The sequence below is a fragment of the Neorhizobium sp. T6_25 genome, assembly GCF_002968555.1.
In the GTDB taxonomy this organism is placed as follows: domain Bacteria; phylum Pseudomonadota; class Alphaproteobacteria; order Rhizobiales; family Rhizobiaceae; genus Neorhizobium.
Genome location: NZ_PVBL01000016.1, coordinates 60,591 through 74,137 on the forward strand (window position 1 = coordinate 60,591; position 13,547 = coordinate 74,137).

Sequence of the window (13,547 nt, forward strand, 5' to 3'; positions counted from 1 at the left end):
CCTAAAGCTGCCGTTGGTCTACAAGCGAAAGCCACGGCTCACAAGAGCGGGCTTGAATTCGGCCCGGCTGCGACCAAGTGCAGCTTGCACGACGGATGATCTTTGCGCGAAGTGGGGCGATGAGCGAACACCGTGAAATCCAGACGACTTGCGTGATCGCCGGCGCCGGCCCGGCGGGGCTGATGCTCGGCCTCCTGCTGGCGCGCGCCGGCATCGATGTCACGGTCGTCGAAAAGCACGCCGATTTCCTGCGCGATTTTCGTGGTGACACGATCCATCCCTCGACGCTGGAGGTGATGCACGAACTCGGCCTGGTCGACGAACTCCTCAAATTGCCTCACACGCGGGCACCGAAGCTTTCGGCCGAAATGGGCGGGAAGACGATCACGATCGCAGACTTTTCGCGGCTGCCGGTCAAGAACCGCTTCATAGCTTTCATGCCGCAATGGGACTTTTTGAGTTTTCTCGCCACCAAGGCGCAAGATTATCCGAACTTCCGGCTGATCATGCAGGCGAGGGGGGCGGACGTGTTGGAGGAGCAGGGCGCAATCTCCGGCCTCGTCCTGGAGACGCCGGAAGGAGAGCTCACCATCCGCTCGACGCTTGTCGTCGGCGCCGACGGCCGCAATTCGATCGTACGGGAAAAGGCACGCCTTGATGTCGAGAGTTTCGGCATTCCGAGCGAAGTCGTCTGGATGAAGCTGTCGAAACAGCCGGGCGATCCGAACGAGGTTATGGGGCATGCCGGACCGCGCCAGGGTTTCGTGCTGATCGACCGCGGCGACTATTGGCAATGCGGGTATGTGATCCGCCGCACCACGTTCGCCGACATCTGCGAGAAGGGCATCGAGGTTTTTCGGCAGATGGTGATCGACGTTTCGCCGCTGCCGGCCGAGCGGATGCAGGAGATCCGCAGTTTCGACGACACCAACTTGCTGACAGTGCGCATTGACCGGCTGAAGCAGTGGTGGCGGACGGGGCTGATCTGCATCGGCGACGCGGCACATGCGATGTCGCCGATCGGCGGCGTCGGTGTCAACCTGGCGATCCAGGATGCGGTGGCGGCCGCCAATATCCTGGCGGCGCCGCTCCGCGAAAAGCGCCTTACCGATGCCGACCTCGCCGCCGTCGAAAAGCGGCGCAGTTTCCCGACCAAAGCGACACAGAAGCTGCAGTTGATGATGCGGAGTAGCCGGCGCACCGATGAGGGAGACGACCGGAAGCGCAAGGGGCCGCCGGCCTTCATCCGGGGCATTGCCCGCTTTCCGCTGCTCGCCCATCTGGCCGGCCGGCTGATCGGGCTCGGTTTCCGCATGGAGCATGTGCGGGTAAAACAAGGCAACCTTTGACGGCCCGGCGTCGTTGATCGGCAAAACAATCGGGGTTTTGCCATGCTCATGCTCGGAAGAATGCTGACGATGGCGATGGCGCTGCTGGGCGGGGTCTTCTTTTCCCAGGCGCCGGAATTCGCGCAGCAATACCGTCAGCGGATCGGCGGCGCGCTCGATGAGCTCAAGATCATGATCTCGGAATTCGACGCCCAGGCCAACCACAACGGCCTCGACCGCCAGGAGGCACTCAACATCTATTCGGCCTCGCCGCAGACCTTCCTGCGCAATCAGGGCGAAGCGATGCGGCGGACCTTTTCGCGTTACGAGATGCTCGCCGAGCAACAGAAAGAGCTGACCCTGGCGCCGCCGTTCACCAAGCCTTTCGTGGTGATGCGCAATCCCGATTCGACGACGTTTGCAAATGCCTGGCGTGATTTCGTGCCGGGCGTGCCGGTCGATTTCGCAGGTCTCACCTGGGCGGCGGGTGGATTGTTCTGCGGCTGGCTGATCGCGGCACTTCTCGGCGCTGCCCGCCGCGGCGCCTTTCGCTTGGTAAGGCGGCCGAAACGGATGGACCAGAGGTCGACGATTGCCTGATAAACGAGGGTGGTGATCCCAGATGGATTCGAACCATCGGCCTCAGGATTAGGAATCCTGCGCTCTATCCTGCTGAGCTATGGGACCACGTGAGGAATTCCATACAAAAGGCGAGGCGTTTAGCCAAGCCTTTTCCTCTCCCTCATTCCGTCAACCGCTGTTCGGCGAGCCGAACCCAGTAGGAAATGCCGTAGGAAATCGCTTCGTCGTCGAAATCGTAATGCGGGTTGTGCAGTGCTGCCGTGTCGCCGTTGCCGATGAAGATGAAGGCGCCGGGGCGGCGTTTCAGCATGAAGGCGAAATCCTCGCCGGCCATGGTCGGATCGACATTGGTGTCGACGTTGGCAGCACCAACCACTTCCGTCGCGACGCCGATCGCGTGGTCGGTCTCCAGGTCGTGGTTGAAGGTGACCGGACACTGGCGGTAATAATCGATCTCGGCCTCGGCGCCGTGGGCGCTGACGATGCCTTCGACGATCTGGCGGATGCGGTTTTCGGCAAGATCGCGGTTCTCCTCGCTGAGCGTCCGGACCGTGCCCCAGAGCGTCGCCTGGTCGGGGATGATGTTATAGGCGGTGCCGGCGTCGAAACGGGTCACCGAAATGACGATCGAGCGGACCGGGTCCGCGTTGCGGGCGGCGATCGCCTGCAGGCTGCCGACCAGCTGCGAGCCGATGAAGATCGGGTCGATGGTCCTGTGCGGCTGGGCCGCATGGCCACCGCGGCCCTTGATGGTGATGGTGAAGCGGTCGGGCGCCGCCATGATGCCGCCCTTGCGGATGGCGAACTGGCCGAGCGGAATGCCGGGCATGTTGTGCATGCCGTAGACCTCCTCGATGCCGAAACGCTCCATCATGCCGTCTTCGACCATCGCCAGCGCGCCGGCGCCGCCCTCTTCGGCCGGCTGGAAGATCAGCGCCACGGTGCCGTTGAAATTGCGGGTTTCGGCGAGGTATTTCGCCGCACCCAGGAGCATCGACGTGTGCCCGTCATGGCCGCAGGCGTGCATCTTGCCGGGGACCTTCGAAGCCCAGGGTTTGCCGGTGATTTCGGTGAGCGGCAGCGCGTCCATATCGGCGCGAAGCCCGATCGTGCGGCCGCCCGGCCCCTTTCCGCGAATGATGCCGACGACGCCGGTGCGGCCGATGCCGGGCACCACTTCGTCGACGCCGAATTCTTTCAGCTTCTGTTCCACGAAGGAGGCGGTGTTCTCGACCTCGTAAAGAATCTCAGGATTTTCATGAAGATATCGTCGCCACTCGCTGACTTCGCCCTGAAGTTCGGCGGCTCGGTTCAAAATCGGCATAATGTTCCCTGTTGCTGGCTGGTCACGCGGTTATGACAAGTCCTCCCGCCCGGAGTGTGCCTGTCATGATTGACGTAATCAATCTTCTTTGCCATTGCTTGGCCGCATATGCGCCACACTCGTTAAAGCCGCAACAACGAGGGACACCCTTGCCGACTTCAAGCCTCCGATCCGTGTCCGCCACCCGGCTGATTTCTGCCGTTACGGCCATTGGGCTTTTCGTATCCGCAGGAAGCGCCGCCGCCAATCCCAAGATGGTGATCGACGCCCGGACCGGTAAGGTGATCGCCCATGAGGACGCGTTCCTGAAATGGTATCCGGCCTCGCTGACCAAGCTGATGACCGCATACGTCACCTTCAAGGCGTTGAAGTCCGGCAGGCTTACGCTCGATACGCCTATCGTGATGAGCAAGAAGGCGACCGACCAGCCGGCGAGCAAGATGTATTTCAAGCCGGGTTCCAAGCTCACCATGGACAGCGCCTTGAAAATCCTGCTCGTCAAGTCGGCCAACGACGTGGCGGTCGCGGTCGCCGAGACGGTCGGCGGCTCGCTCGACCAGTTCGTGGCGATGATGAACAGCCAGGCCCAGGCGCTCGGGATGACCTCGACGCGCTATATCAACCCCCATGGCCTGCCCGGCAAGGGCCAGTATTCGACGGCGCGCGATCTTGCGCTGCTGACGCTGCGCCTGAAGCAGGATTTTCCGGAATACCAGAGCTATTTTTCGCTCGAGGGCATCGATACCGGTGCCAAGCAATATCCGAACTTCAATACGCTGATCGGCCGCTTCGATGGCGCCGACGGGATGAAGACCGGCTTCATCTGCGCCTCCGGCTTCAATCAGGTCGGTTCGGCGACGCGCGACGGCCGCACGGTGATCTCCGTGGTTCTGGGGTCCGACAGCCTTGCCGGCCGCGCCGACGACACCGCCAACCTTCTGCAGCAGGGACTGACCTCGCCGGCGAACCAGGGCGTGCCGCTGACATCGCTGCAGCCCTATGGAGACATGGCCGAGGTCAACGACGTCAGCGCCACGATCTGCAATCCGCAGGCGGCCAAGGTCCGTAGCGAAACCCGTGACGATGCCGGCCGGACTGTCCAGCATTCGCCCTATATCCACGAGATGGACCGCCCGCCCGTCTACAGCTTCGCCGGTCTTATTCCCGGCAGCGAACAGATCGCTTCAACCAAGGGCAAGAACGAGATCGCCAACGTGCCGATCCCGCAGCCGCGCCCGACATTCTGAACGAGAACAGGTCATGTCTTCTGCCCGCAGCCGGATTCCCGTCTCCATCCTCACCGGGTTTCTCGGCGCTGGAAAATCGACGCTGCTGAACCGTATCCTCAAGGATCCGGGCACCAGCGATACGGCCGTGATCATCAACGAGTTCGGCGAAGTCGGGATCGACAATTTTCTGGTCGAAGCTTCGGGCGACGCGTTGCTGGAGATCGCCAATGGCTGCCTCTGCTGCACGGTGCGCGGCGAACTGGTGGATTCGCTCGCTTCGATCATGGACGGCATCCAGACGGGCCGGCTGAGGCCGATCCGCCGCGTCGTGATCGAAACCACGGGCCTTGCGGACCCGGCGCCGGTCATGCAGTCGGTGATGGGCAATCCGGTCATCGCGCAGAATTTCGAGCTCGACGGCGTCATCACCGTGGTCGATGCGGTCAATGGGGTGTCGACGCTGGACCGTCATCAGGAGGCCGTGAAGCAGGTGGCGGTGGCCGACCGGCTGATCATCTCAAAACTGTCGATGGCGGATGCATCCCAGCTGGCCGCGCTGAAAAGCCGGCTTGCGGTGCTCAACCCGCGGGCGCCGATCGTCGACGGCGACAGCGAAGCGGCCGGCACGGCGGCCATTCTGGTGAACGGCCTCTACGATCCGGCGACGAAGATCGCCGATGTCGATCGCTGGCTGCACGACGAGCTGGCGAACGATGCCGAGGCGCATCACCACCACGATCACGGTCATGACCACGATGATCATCACCATGGCCATGAACATAACCATGACCACCACGGACGTGGCCATCACCACCATCATCATGACGTGAACCGCCATGGCGACGACATCCGCTCCTTCTCGATCATCCACGATAAGCCGATCGATCCGATGGCGATCGAGATGTTCATCGACCTCCTGCGCTCGGCGCATGGCGAGAAACTGCTCCGGATGAAGGCGATCGTGGCGCTTTCCGACAATCCGGAACGGCCGCTGGTGCTGCATGGGGTGCAAAGCGTCTTCCATCCGCCGCAGCGCCTGCCGAAATGGCCAGACGGTTCCGACCGGCGCACCCGTATGGTGCTGATTACGCAAGGGTTGGAAGAAGCCTTCGTCTCGGATCTTTTCGCGGCATTTACGGGCCAGCCCCGCCTCGACCGGCCGGACCGCGCCGCGCTGGAAGACAATCCGCTCGCCGTTCCCGGCCTGCGGATGTAGGCCCGCTCAACCCTTGCGGATCAGAAAACGGTGCCCCGTCTCGGTCTTTTCCGAGCGGACCAGCTCGTGGCCTTCCTGGCTGCAGAAGTGCGGGATGTCGATGCCGGCGAGAGGATCGGTGGTTTCGATCGCAAGCTCCGTGCCGCTCTGCATGCTTTTCAGCCGGCGGCGCGTCTTCAGGACGGGCAGCGGACACTTCAGGCCTCTCAGATCGTAGAGGCCTGTGGTCTCGAAGCTCATTCCTGGCTCCAGAACTTCCAGAACGGCTTCTTCTTTTCTTCGGTGATCGGCGGTGCCGCGTAGGCGAGCGGGTTCTGGGCCGGGATCGGGACCGTGGTCGCCGTGCCCTGCGCCGTTGCGACCGTCGGGACCGTGCCGGTGCTCTGCGCTACATTGCTCTGGGCGATCGGGCCGGCTGCCGGCAGGCGGTCCTGCTTCATGCGGTCGGCGGCGGTGCCGGGACGAAATGTGACGGGCGCGGCGGAGGCAAGGATGGTGTTGGCCGGCTTGTTCTGGGAGGCCATCCGCTTTTCCATCATGTCGCGGAATTCGGACTGGCTCAGCAGCTTGCCGGCTTCGAGCGAGGTTCCGGTCGGCGCATAGGCGATGTCGCGGCCCTTGCGCTTGCCGGCAACCACGGCCTTGCGCTCGGCTTCGGTCGGCTCATACCAGACCTTGCCGTCGAATGTCTCGAGCGCCTTGGTGTAGGCAACCTGGTAGGTCTTTTCATAGGAGGTCATCGCAGCCGAGAGGGCCGGCGGCGTGGACATGGGCGGGCAGGCCGCGGCAGGCGCAAATGTGCCGTTGCTATCGACCTGCTGATTGAAGACATACTTCTTTTCGCAGACGTTGACTTCCGGCGGACGCTTGGTGACCTCGAAATGATCGTAGCCGGTCTTCAGCATTTTCCAGAAATCATAATTCTGGCTGTCGCGGTGGCGCGCCATGTTGTCCGCGTTCATCCGGAAGGGGAGAGCCTGGAGCTGCACGGAGGTCTGGCCGCCCTTGAAGGCGTCGCGGGCGAAGGCGTAGATTTCCAGAACCTGTTCGTCGGTCATCGAATAACAGCCGGACGACGAGCAGGCGCCGTGGATCATCAGGTTGGAGCCGGTGCGGCCGTTCGCGGCGTCGTAGCGGTTCGGGAAGCCGGTATTGATGGCGAGGTAATATTTCGAATTCGGGTTCAGGTGCGCCGGCGTCAGGTTGTAGAAACCTTCCGGGGCCTGGCGGTCGCCTTCCTTGACCTTGGGGCCGAGCTTTCCAGACCAGGCGCAAATGTCGTAGCTCTTGATCACCTCGAAGCGGTTGTCGGCCCTTGCCTTCCAGACTTCCAGCTTGCCCTCTTCCTTGAGGATGCGGATCATGATCGGCGAATTGCGCGGCATGTTCTTCTTCTGCATCTCGGTAAGAATGCTCGAAGGCAGGGGCTGCTCGACCTTGTTCTTGACGCTCTTCAGGTCGATGCTCGCGGAATCGAGCGTGTCGTTGCAGCCCGTCAGGGCGGTTGCCACGAGGAGAGCAAAAGCGATGTGTTTCAGGCGCATCGGTACGGACCACATAGACTTGGAACGACGAACGAATTCGGTACAGGACTTCTATGAATAAAGCGGTAATCTTTACATATTCTTAACCGCTTGCGCCGGCCTGTCCAGCAAAACCGCCCAGGCCCCAATGTTATCAGCAATATGGCCAAATTTGGCTATTGGCGTGACGGAGACCGGAAGATCAGAGATTGCGGCCGATATCGAGGAATTTCTGCCGGCGTGCAGCCCGCACTTCTTCGCCCGAGAGCCTTCCGAGATCTTCCAGGGCCGAAGCGATGATCTTGCCCGTCGCGCTGATGACGGTTTCGGGTTCGCGATGCGCGCCGCCGACCGGTTCGGGGATGATGTCGTCGATAATGCCGAGGCCCTTCAGATCTTCGGCGGTGATCTTCATGTTGGTCGCGGCCTCGCGGGCGCGGGTCGAATCGCGCCAGAGGATCGATGCCGCGCCTTCCGGGGAGATGACCGAATAGATCGAATGCTCGAGCATGTAGACGCGGTTGCCGGTGGCGATCGCGATTGCGCCGCCGGAGCCGCCTTCGCCGATCACGACCGAAACCATCGGCACTTTCAGGCCCAGGCACATTTCGGTCGAGCGGGCGATGGCTTCTGCCTGGCCGCGTTCCTCGGCGCCGACGCCCGGATAGGCGCCTGCCGTATCGATGAGGGTGATGACGGGCAGATGGAAACGATCGGCCATCTCCATGATCCGGATCGCCTTGCGATAGCCTTCGGGACGCGGGCTGCCGAAATTGTGTTTCAGGCGGGTCTTGGTGTCATGGCCCTTTTCCTGGCCGATGACGGCGACGGGCATGCCGTTGAAGCGGGCAAGGCCTGCCTGGATGGCGGCATCCTCGCCGAAATTGCGATCGCCGGCGAGCGGGGTGAAGTCGGTGAACAGATGGGCGGAATAATCGAGGAAATGCGGACGCTGCGGATGGCGCGCGACCTGCGTTTTCTCCCAGGCGCCGAGCTTGGAATAGATTTCCCGAGTCGCTTCCCTGACCCGGGTCTCCAACCTGCCGATTTCCTCGGACGTATCGATGCTTTCGTCCTCGGAGGCGAGCTTTTTGAGCTCGTGAATCTTGCCTTCGAGGTCCGAGATAGGCTTTTCGAAATCGAGATAAGTCTGCATGAGAGCCGGTTTCCGGTTGTTTTATCTCAGGAACACGCAGTTCCCATTTTCTGTTTGGGGCCTCTAATCCCGGTTTTTGGCCTGTTTTGCAAGAGGGTGGTGTGTTTGAACCAGCTCTCGCAGCCGTTCTTCCAGTACATGCGTATAGATTTGTGTGGTGGAAATGTCGGAATGGCCGAGCAGTTCCTGCACAACTCGAAGGTCTGCCCCATTCTGGAGGAGGTGGCTTGCGAAGGCATGGCGCATCACATGCGGAGAGATTGCGGCGGCTCTAAGTCCGGCGCGCGCCGCCAGACCCTTGAGGTCGCGGGCAAACACCTGCCGTGGCAAATACCCCTCCTTGCCGGCGGACGGGAAGAGCCAGGGACTGTCGCCTGTCTTGGCGAACGAGGCCTGACGGGCCTCGCCATAGGGCCCGAGGGCCGCGATCGCCGACCGGGATAGCGGCACCAGCCGTTCCTTGTTGCCCTTGCCGCGGATGATCAGGAAACGTCCTTCCTGGTCGAGAACCTTGACCGGCAGCGACACGAGCTCGCTGACGCGCATGCCGGTCGCATAGAGAAGTTCGAGCAGCGCCAGCATTCTGAGACGCGCGAGCTGATCCGGGCCGGGTTCGGCGGCTTCCTTGGCCGCCAGGTCCAGGAGCCGCGTCACGTCGTCCTCGCTCATGATCTTCGGCAGCGAGCGGCCTTTTTTCGGTGCGTCGAGGATGGCGGTCGGGTCGTCGCCGCGCAGGCCCTCGGCATAGAGGAACTTGTAGAACTGCCGCATGGCCGACAGTTTTCTCGCCTGGGACGAGGCAGCAAAACCTTGGGCGCCGAGATGGGCGAGATAGGCTGAGAGATTGGCGCTTTGCGCCGTCAGGGCCGAAGCGTTGCCGGCGGCGAGGAAGGACTGCAGATCTTCGAGGTCGCGTTCGTAGGATGCGAGCGTATTGCCGGCGGCACCCCGTTCGGCGCTCATCATTTCCAGAAAGGCTTCGATATGGGCTCGGGAAAGGTCGGCCATCTACCTGCCGTTACTGTTGCGGCGTTGCCGGGTTCAACCGCTCGGAAGGAATGCGCACGGTCACGTCGCGCTCGCGCGGATCCACCAGCATGACGAGAGCCACCATGCTTCCATAAACGATGCCTGCGATCGCCGCCAGCACGAAGAGGAAACGGAAAAGGGTGGGCATAAAGGACTCCCGGAGTTGCGCCGCAATATATCGATAAAGGTTTACATATCGGCAAGAACAAACAATCCCCCGCATTCTTTGAGGGTTGCGACGGCTTGACGCTGCCGATGCATTTGTCGATACCGTTTTTCGAAATGGACCTGACAATGATAGAAGTCGCAACTCCACTCAGCGAAAAGGCGCTCGCCGTCCTCGGCAAGCGCAACCTGATCTTCGTCGGGCTGATGGGGGCCGGCAAATCGGCGATCGGCCGGCTGGTGGCGCAGACCCTTTCCATTCCTTTCATCGATACGGATGCGGAGATCGAAAAGGTTTCGCGCATGACCATCAGCGAACTCTTCGCTGCCTACGGCGAGGTGGAGTTCAGGGCGCTGGAAACCCGCGTCATCGAACGCCTGCTCAGGGGCGGTCCCCGCGTGGTTTCGACCGGCGGCGGTGCCTTCATCAACGAGAACACCCGCCACCAGATCAAGATCGGCGGCATTTCCATCTGGCTGAAGGCGGATCTCGACGTTTTGTGGGAGCGGGTGAACAAACGCGACCACCGGCCATTGTTGAAGACCGAGAACCCCAGGCAGACGCTCGAAAATCTGATGATCCAGCGTTATCCGATCTATGCCGAGGCCGATGTGACGGTACTGTCCGAAAATGTCCGCAAGGACGTGATGGTCAACGAGGTGCTTTCCGCCGTGGCCAATCTGTCCGGCGAAAGCGAATTGCCCAGCGAAGGTGAATTGCAATGAACATGTCTTCCCGATCCGCGGGCCGATCCGAGGGCCAGTCCAAGGAACACGCCCCGGAGCGCCTGGTGCATGTGCCGCTCGGCGAACGGGCCTATGACATCCTGATCGGCCCCGGCCTGATCACGCGTGCCGGCGGCGAGATCACCGCGCGGCTGAAGGGCCGCAAGGCGGCCATCGTTACCGACGAACACGTCGCGCCGCTTTATCTCGAAGCATTGATGGACAGCCTGCAGACGGACGGGATCGAAGCCGTTTCGCTGACGCTTCCGGCCGGCGAAAAGACCAAGAGCTTCGAACATCTGGCGACCGTTGCCGACATGGTGCTGTCGGCCCGTATCGAGCGAAACGATGCGGTGATAGCACTCGGCGGCGGGGTAATCGGCGATCTGGCCGGTTTTGCGGCCGGCATCGTCAGGCGCGGCGTGCGTTTCGTGCAGATCCCGACCTCGCTTCTGGCGCAGGTCGATTCGTCGGTCGGCGGCAAGACCGGTATCAACACCCGCCATGGCAAGAACCTGCTCGGCGTCTTCCACCAGCCGGACCTCGTGCTGGCCGATACCGCGGCGCTCGATTCGCTCTCCGAGCGTGAATTCCGGGCCGGTTATGCGGAAGTTGCGAAATACGGCCTGATCGACCAGCCGGATTTCTTCGCCTGGCTCGAAAAGAACTGGAAGGCCGTATTTGCGGGCGGCCCGGAGCGGATCGAGGCGATCGCGATCAGCTGCCAGGCGAAATCCGACGTGGTGGTCGAGGACGAGCGCGAGACCGGCCCCCGGGTACTGCTCAATCTCGGCCACACGTTCGGCCACGCGCTAGAAGCGGCAACCGAATATGACAGCAGCCGCCTTGTGCATGGCGAAGGCGTCGCGATCGGCATGGTTCTCGCGCATCAGTTCTCGGCGCGCATGAACCTTGCAAGCCCGGACGACGCCGCACGGGTCACGGCCCATCTGAAAGCCGTCGGCCTGCCGACATCGATGAGCGATATTCCCGGAAAGCTGCCGCCGACGGAAAAGCTGCTGGACGCGATCGCGCAGGACAAGAAGGTACAAAGCGGCAAGCTCACGTTCATCCTGACCCACGGCATCGGCCAGTCCTTCGTCGCCAACGACGTTCCGTCGTCCGAGGTCTTGAGCTTCCTGGAGGAAAAGCGGCCGAAATGACGTCCAAACAGGGTCTCAAGTCGCGTGCTGTCAACGCGGTGATCCGCGGACTTCTTCGCGCGTTCGGCGCTTCCCTTTCCGAGCAGACCCTGGCGCTTTCCAGCCATGACGATCTGCATGCCGCTCTTGACCTCGTTCATCGCGAGGGGAATTTCGACAAGCAGGATCGCGACAGGTTGAGCGGCCTCTTCGAACTCGAGGAGCTCGAAGTCTCCGACGTGATGCGGCATCGCACGGTCATGCGGGCGGTCAATGCCGACGATCCGCCGGAGGCGGCGGTCCGCACCGTGCTCGAAAGCCCCTATACGCGCATGCCGCTCTGGCGCAATTCGACTGAGAACATCATCGGCGTCGTGCATGCCAAGGACCTGCTCCGGGCGCTCGCCGAGCCGAATGTCGAGCCCGAAAACCTGGACATCGTCAAGATCGCCCAGAAGCCGTGGTTCGTGCCGGACAGCACCAGCCTCAAGGACCAGCTCAGCGCCTTCCTGCGCCGCAAGGGGCATTTTGCGGTCGTCGTCGACGAATATGGCGAGGTGCAGGGCATCGTCACGCTGGAAGACATCCTGGAGGAAATCGTCGGCGACATTGCCGACGAGCACGATATCGAGATCCAGGGCGTGCGCCAGGAAGCGGACGGTTCGATCGTCGTCGACGGTTCCGTGCCGATCCGCGATCTGAACCGCGCGCTCGACTGGAGCCTGCCGGATGCGGAAGCAACCACGATCGCCGGCCTCGTCATCCACGAGTCGAAGCTGATCCCGGAAGAACGGCAGGCGTTTACGTTCTATGGGAAGCGTTTCACGGTCATGAAGCGGGAGAAGAACCGCATCACGCGGCTAAGGATACGGCCGGCGGAAGATGTGACGCTGCCGGCGGAGTGATCTGCCGCGGCTCCCCCTCACCCGACCTCCGCTTCGCTCGGCCACCCTCTCCCCGAGGGGAGAGGAGGAGTGGAGACGTCGCGACATATTCTCCCCTCGGGGAGAAGGTGGCCCGAAGGGTCGGATGAGGGGGTGCCTCAGAAGAATTCGATTTCAACGTTGGCCAATCGGCCATCCCTTCCTATCTATGTCCCGCTACCAGCGCGTCGGTTCGCCCGGGGCCGAGGCTTCCACCGCGAGCGCATGCAGCCCCGCGTCGAGTTCCGGCTTCAGCAGGGCATTCACCGTCCGATGCCGGTCGAGCCGGCTCATTCCGGAAAACTTTTTCGAAACGATGCGGACCCGCATATGGGTTTCGCCGGTTCCGGTGATGTCGGGCTGATGGCCGGCGTGCTGATGGCTTTCATCGATGACGACCAGCCGTTCCGGTTCGAGATTGTCGGTGAGCGTGATTTCGATCCGGGATTTGACGGACATTTCGGTCTCCGTTGCGACGCAAAAGGGGCATTCCACAAACCAGTAAGAAAGGACTTTGTCAATTCTTGCCGCGCCCTATTCGTCGCCCCATAATGAGGGCCTTATGAAACTAGATTCCAAATATTTTGACCGCATCCGGACGCGCAAGAACAGGCAGCAGGAAGCTGTGCCTGAAGCGCCCACCTGCCAGTGGGACGGATGCGACAAGCCCGGCGCCCATCGCGCGCCCGTGGGCCGCAACGCGGAAGGCCAGTTCTTTCTGTTCTGCTTCGAACACGTCAGGGAATATAACAAGGGCTATAATTATTTCTCCGGCCTCTCGGACAGCGAGATCGCCCGGTACCAGAAAGAAGCGATCACCGGCCATCGGCCGACCTGGACCGTTGGCGTCAACAAGGCAGCCAAGGACGCGCCGCTTCATTCCACGGCGCGCTCAGGTGCTGCCGGCGCTACCGGCACCCAGCAGCGCTTCAGGGATCCGTTCGGCTTCGTGTCGAGTGCGCGGGCGGCCGGCCCCCGTTTCCAGACGCAGGGGCGCAAGCTGAAGACACTGGAAGCCAAAGCCTTCGATACGATGGAGTTGGCGGCCAATGCGTCGGCTGCGGAGATCAAGACGCGCTACAAGGAACTGGTCAAGAAACATCATCCGGATGCGAATGGCGGCGACCGCGGTTCAGAAGAACGTTTTCGTGCCGTCATTCAAGCATATCAGTTGTTGAAGCAGGCGGGTTTCTGCTAAGCCGTA

The 13,547-nt window shown here is 61.9% G+C and carries 14 protein-coding genes, 1 tRNA gene and 1 pseudogene; 8 read left to right on the forward strand and 8 right to left on the reverse strand.

The features are described from left to right. Positions 1-119 precede the first annotated feature (119 nt). Both C5L10_RS20575 and C5L10_RS20580 read left to right on the forward strand, forming a co-directional pair. The gene (locus C5L10_RS20575; RefSeq protein ID WP_105431169.1) at positions 120-1,349 is read left to right on the forward strand and encodes an FAD-dependent oxidoreductase; all 1,230 of its coding nucleotides are present in this window, start codon (positions 120-122) and stop codon (positions 1,347-1,349) included. A 42-nt stretch (positions 1,350-1,391) separates the two neighbouring features. Further along, positions 1,392-1,928, forward strand: coding sequence for a DUF2937 family protein (locus C5L10_RS20580; RefSeq protein WP_105431170.1), 537 nt, complete (start codon positions 1,392-1,394; stop codon positions 1,926-1,928). Between the two features lie 10 nt (positions 1,929-1,938). Here the strand turns inward: C5L10_RS20580 and C5L10_RS20585 are convergent. Next, positions 1,939-2,015 (reverse strand) — tRNA-Arg (locus C5L10_RS20585). A gap of 55 nt (positions 2,016-2,070) precedes the next feature. After that, positions 2,071-3,234, reverse strand: coding sequence for a M20 aminoacylase family protein (locus tag C5L10_RS20590; protein ID WP_105431171.1), 1,164 nt, complete (start codon positions 3,232-3,234; stop codon positions 2,071-2,073). A gap of 149 nt (positions 3,235-3,383) precedes the next feature. On the opposite strand from C5L10_RS20590, the gene C5L10_RS20595 reads away from it, so the two are divergent. Then, a complete protein-coding gene (locus C5L10_RS20595; RefSeq protein ID WP_046637196.1) occupies positions 3,384-4,481 on the forward strand; it encodes a D-alanyl-D-alanine carboxypeptidase family protein in 1,098 nt (365 codons plus the stop codon). Between the two features lie 13 nt (positions 4,482-4,494). After that, a complete protein-coding gene (locus tag C5L10_RS20600) occupies positions 4,495-5,679 on the forward strand; it encodes a GTP-binding protein (RefSeq protein WP_105431173.1) in 1,185 nt (394 codons plus the stop codon). A gap of 6 nt (positions 5,680-5,685) precedes the next feature. Here the strand turns inward: C5L10_RS20600 and C5L10_RS20605 are convergent, their stop codons facing one another. From C5L10_RS20605 to C5L10_RS20625, 5 genes are all read right to left on the reverse strand, one after another. Next, the gene (locus tag C5L10_RS20605; protein WP_105431174.1) at positions 5,686-5,919 is read right to left on the reverse strand and encodes a sulfurtransferase TusA family protein; all 234 of its coding nucleotides are present in this window, start codon (positions 5,917-5,919) and stop codon (positions 5,686-5,688) included. Continuing rightward, the gene (locus C5L10_RS20610) at positions 5,916-7,223 is read right to left on the reverse strand and encodes a murein L,D-transpeptidase family protein (RefSeq protein ID WP_105431232.1); all 1,308 of its coding nucleotides are present in this window, start codon (positions 7,221-7,223) and stop codon (positions 5,916-5,918) included. The genes C5L10_RS20605 and C5L10_RS20610 overlap by 4 nt, the downstream gene beginning before the upstream one ends. Before the next feature lie 181 nt (positions 7,224-7,404). Next, a complete protein-coding gene (locus C5L10_RS20615) occupies positions 7,405-8,358 on the reverse strand; it encodes an acetyl-CoA carboxylase carboxyltransferase subunit alpha (protein WP_105431175.1) in 954 nt (317 codons plus the stop codon). Positions 8,359-8,421: 63 nt separating this feature from the next. Further along, complete coding sequence (gene xerD / locus C5L10_RS20620; RefSeq protein ID WP_105431176.1) at positions 8,422-9,366, reverse strand: site-specific tyrosine recombinase XerD; 945 nt, start codon at positions 9,364-9,366, stop codon at positions 8,422-8,424. Positions 9,367-9,376: 10 nt separating this feature from the next. Then, positions 9,377-9,535 (reverse strand): hypothetical protein, encoded by a 159-nt coding sequence (locus C5L10_RS20625; protein WP_037081678.1) that lies wholly within the window; start codon positions 9,533-9,535, stop codon positions 9,377-9,379. Positions 9,536-9,669: 134 nt separating this feature from the next. On the opposite strand from C5L10_RS20625, the gene C5L10_RS20630 reads away from it, so the two are divergent. From C5L10_RS20630 to C5L10_RS20640, 3 genes and pseudogenes are all read left to right on the forward strand, one after another. Then, the gene (locus C5L10_RS20630; protein WP_105431233.1) at positions 9,670-10,278 is read left to right on the forward strand and encodes a shikimate kinase; all 609 of its coding nucleotides are present in this window, start codon (positions 9,670-9,672) and stop codon (positions 10,276-10,278) included. Then, the gene (gene aroB / locus C5L10_RS20635) at positions 10,275-11,441 is read left to right on the forward strand and encodes a 3-dehydroquinate synthase (protein ID WP_205837074.1); all 1,167 of its coding nucleotides are present in this window, start codon (positions 10,275-10,277) and stop codon (positions 11,439-11,441) included. The genes C5L10_RS20630 and aroB overlap by 4 nt, the downstream gene beginning before the upstream one ends. Positions 11,442-11,452: 11 nt before the next feature. Next, positions 11,453-12,325, forward strand: a pseudogene (locus C5L10_RS20640) (HlyC/CorC family transporter); the annotation flags it as partial. A 195-nt stretch (positions 12,326-12,520) separates the two neighbouring features. Here the strand turns inward: C5L10_RS20640 and C5L10_RS20645 are convergent. Further along, positions 12,521-12,802, reverse strand: a complete 282-nt coding sequence (locus C5L10_RS20645; RefSeq protein WP_007753730.1) for a BolA family transcriptional regulator — start codon at positions 12,800-12,802, stop codon at positions 12,521-12,523. Positions 12,803-12,905: 103 nt separating this feature from the next. Between C5L10_RS20645 and C5L10_RS20650 the strand changes: the two genes are divergently transcribed. Then, positions 12,906-13,541 (forward strand): J domain-containing protein, encoded by a 636-nt coding sequence (locus tag C5L10_RS20650; protein WP_105431177.1) that lies wholly within the window; start codon positions 12,906-12,908, stop codon positions 13,539-13,541. Positions 13,542-13,547: the final 6 nt, after the last annotated feature.

Excerpts from the sequence above, each read along its gene's own strand:
- C5L10_RS20575 (WP_105431169.1), top strand. The coding sequence starts at position 120 with ATGAGCGAACACCGTGAAATCCAGACGACTTGCGTGATCGCCGGCGCC.
- C5L10_RS20580 (WP_105431170.1), top strand. The coding sequence starts at position 1,392 with ATGCTCATGCTCGGAAGAATGCTGACGATGGCGATGGCGCTGCTGGGC.
- C5L10_RS20590 (WP_105431171.1), bottom strand. The coding sequence starts at position 3,234 with ATGCCGATTTTGAACCGAGCCGCCGAACTTCAGGGCGAAGTCAGCGAG.
- C5L10_RS20600 (WP_105431173.1), top strand. The coding sequence starts at position 4,495 with ATGTCTTCTGCCCGCAGCCGGATTCCCGTCTCCATCCTCACCGGGTTT.
- C5L10_RS20605 (WP_105431174.1), bottom strand. The coding sequence starts at position 5,919 with ATGAGCTTCGAGACCACAGGCCTCTACGATCTGAGAGGCCTGAAGTGT.
- C5L10_RS20610 (WP_105431232.1), bottom strand. The coding sequence starts at position 7,223 with ATGCGCCTGAAACACATCGCTTTTGCTCTCCTCGTGGCAACCGCCCTG.
- C5L10_RS20615 (WP_105431175.1), bottom strand. The coding sequence starts at position 8,358 with ATGCAGACTTATCTCGATTTCGAAAAGCCTATCTCGGACCTCGAAGGC.
- xerD (WP_105431176.1), bottom strand. The coding sequence starts at position 9,366 with ATGGCCGACCTTTCCCGAGCCCATATCGAAGCCTTTCTGGAAATGATG.
- C5L10_RS20625 (WP_037081678.1), bottom strand. The coding sequence starts at position 9,535 with ATGCCCACCCTTTTCCGTTTCCTCTTCGTGCTGGCGGCGATCGCAGGC.
- C5L10_RS20630 (WP_105431233.1), top strand. The coding sequence starts at position 9,670 with ATGGACCTGACAATGATAGAAGTCGCAACTCCACTCAGCGAAAAGGCG.
- aroB (WP_205837074.1), top strand. The coding sequence starts at position 10,275 with ATGAACATGTCTTCCCGATCCGCGGGCCGATCCGAGGGCCAGTCCAAG.
- C5L10_RS20645 (WP_007753730.1), bottom strand. The coding sequence starts at position 12,802 with ATGTCCGTCAAATCCCGGATCGAAATCACGCTCACCGACAATCTCGAA.
- C5L10_RS20650 (WP_105431177.1), top strand. The coding sequence starts at position 12,906 with ATGAAACTAGATTCCAAATATTTTGACCGCATCCGGACGCGCAAGAAC.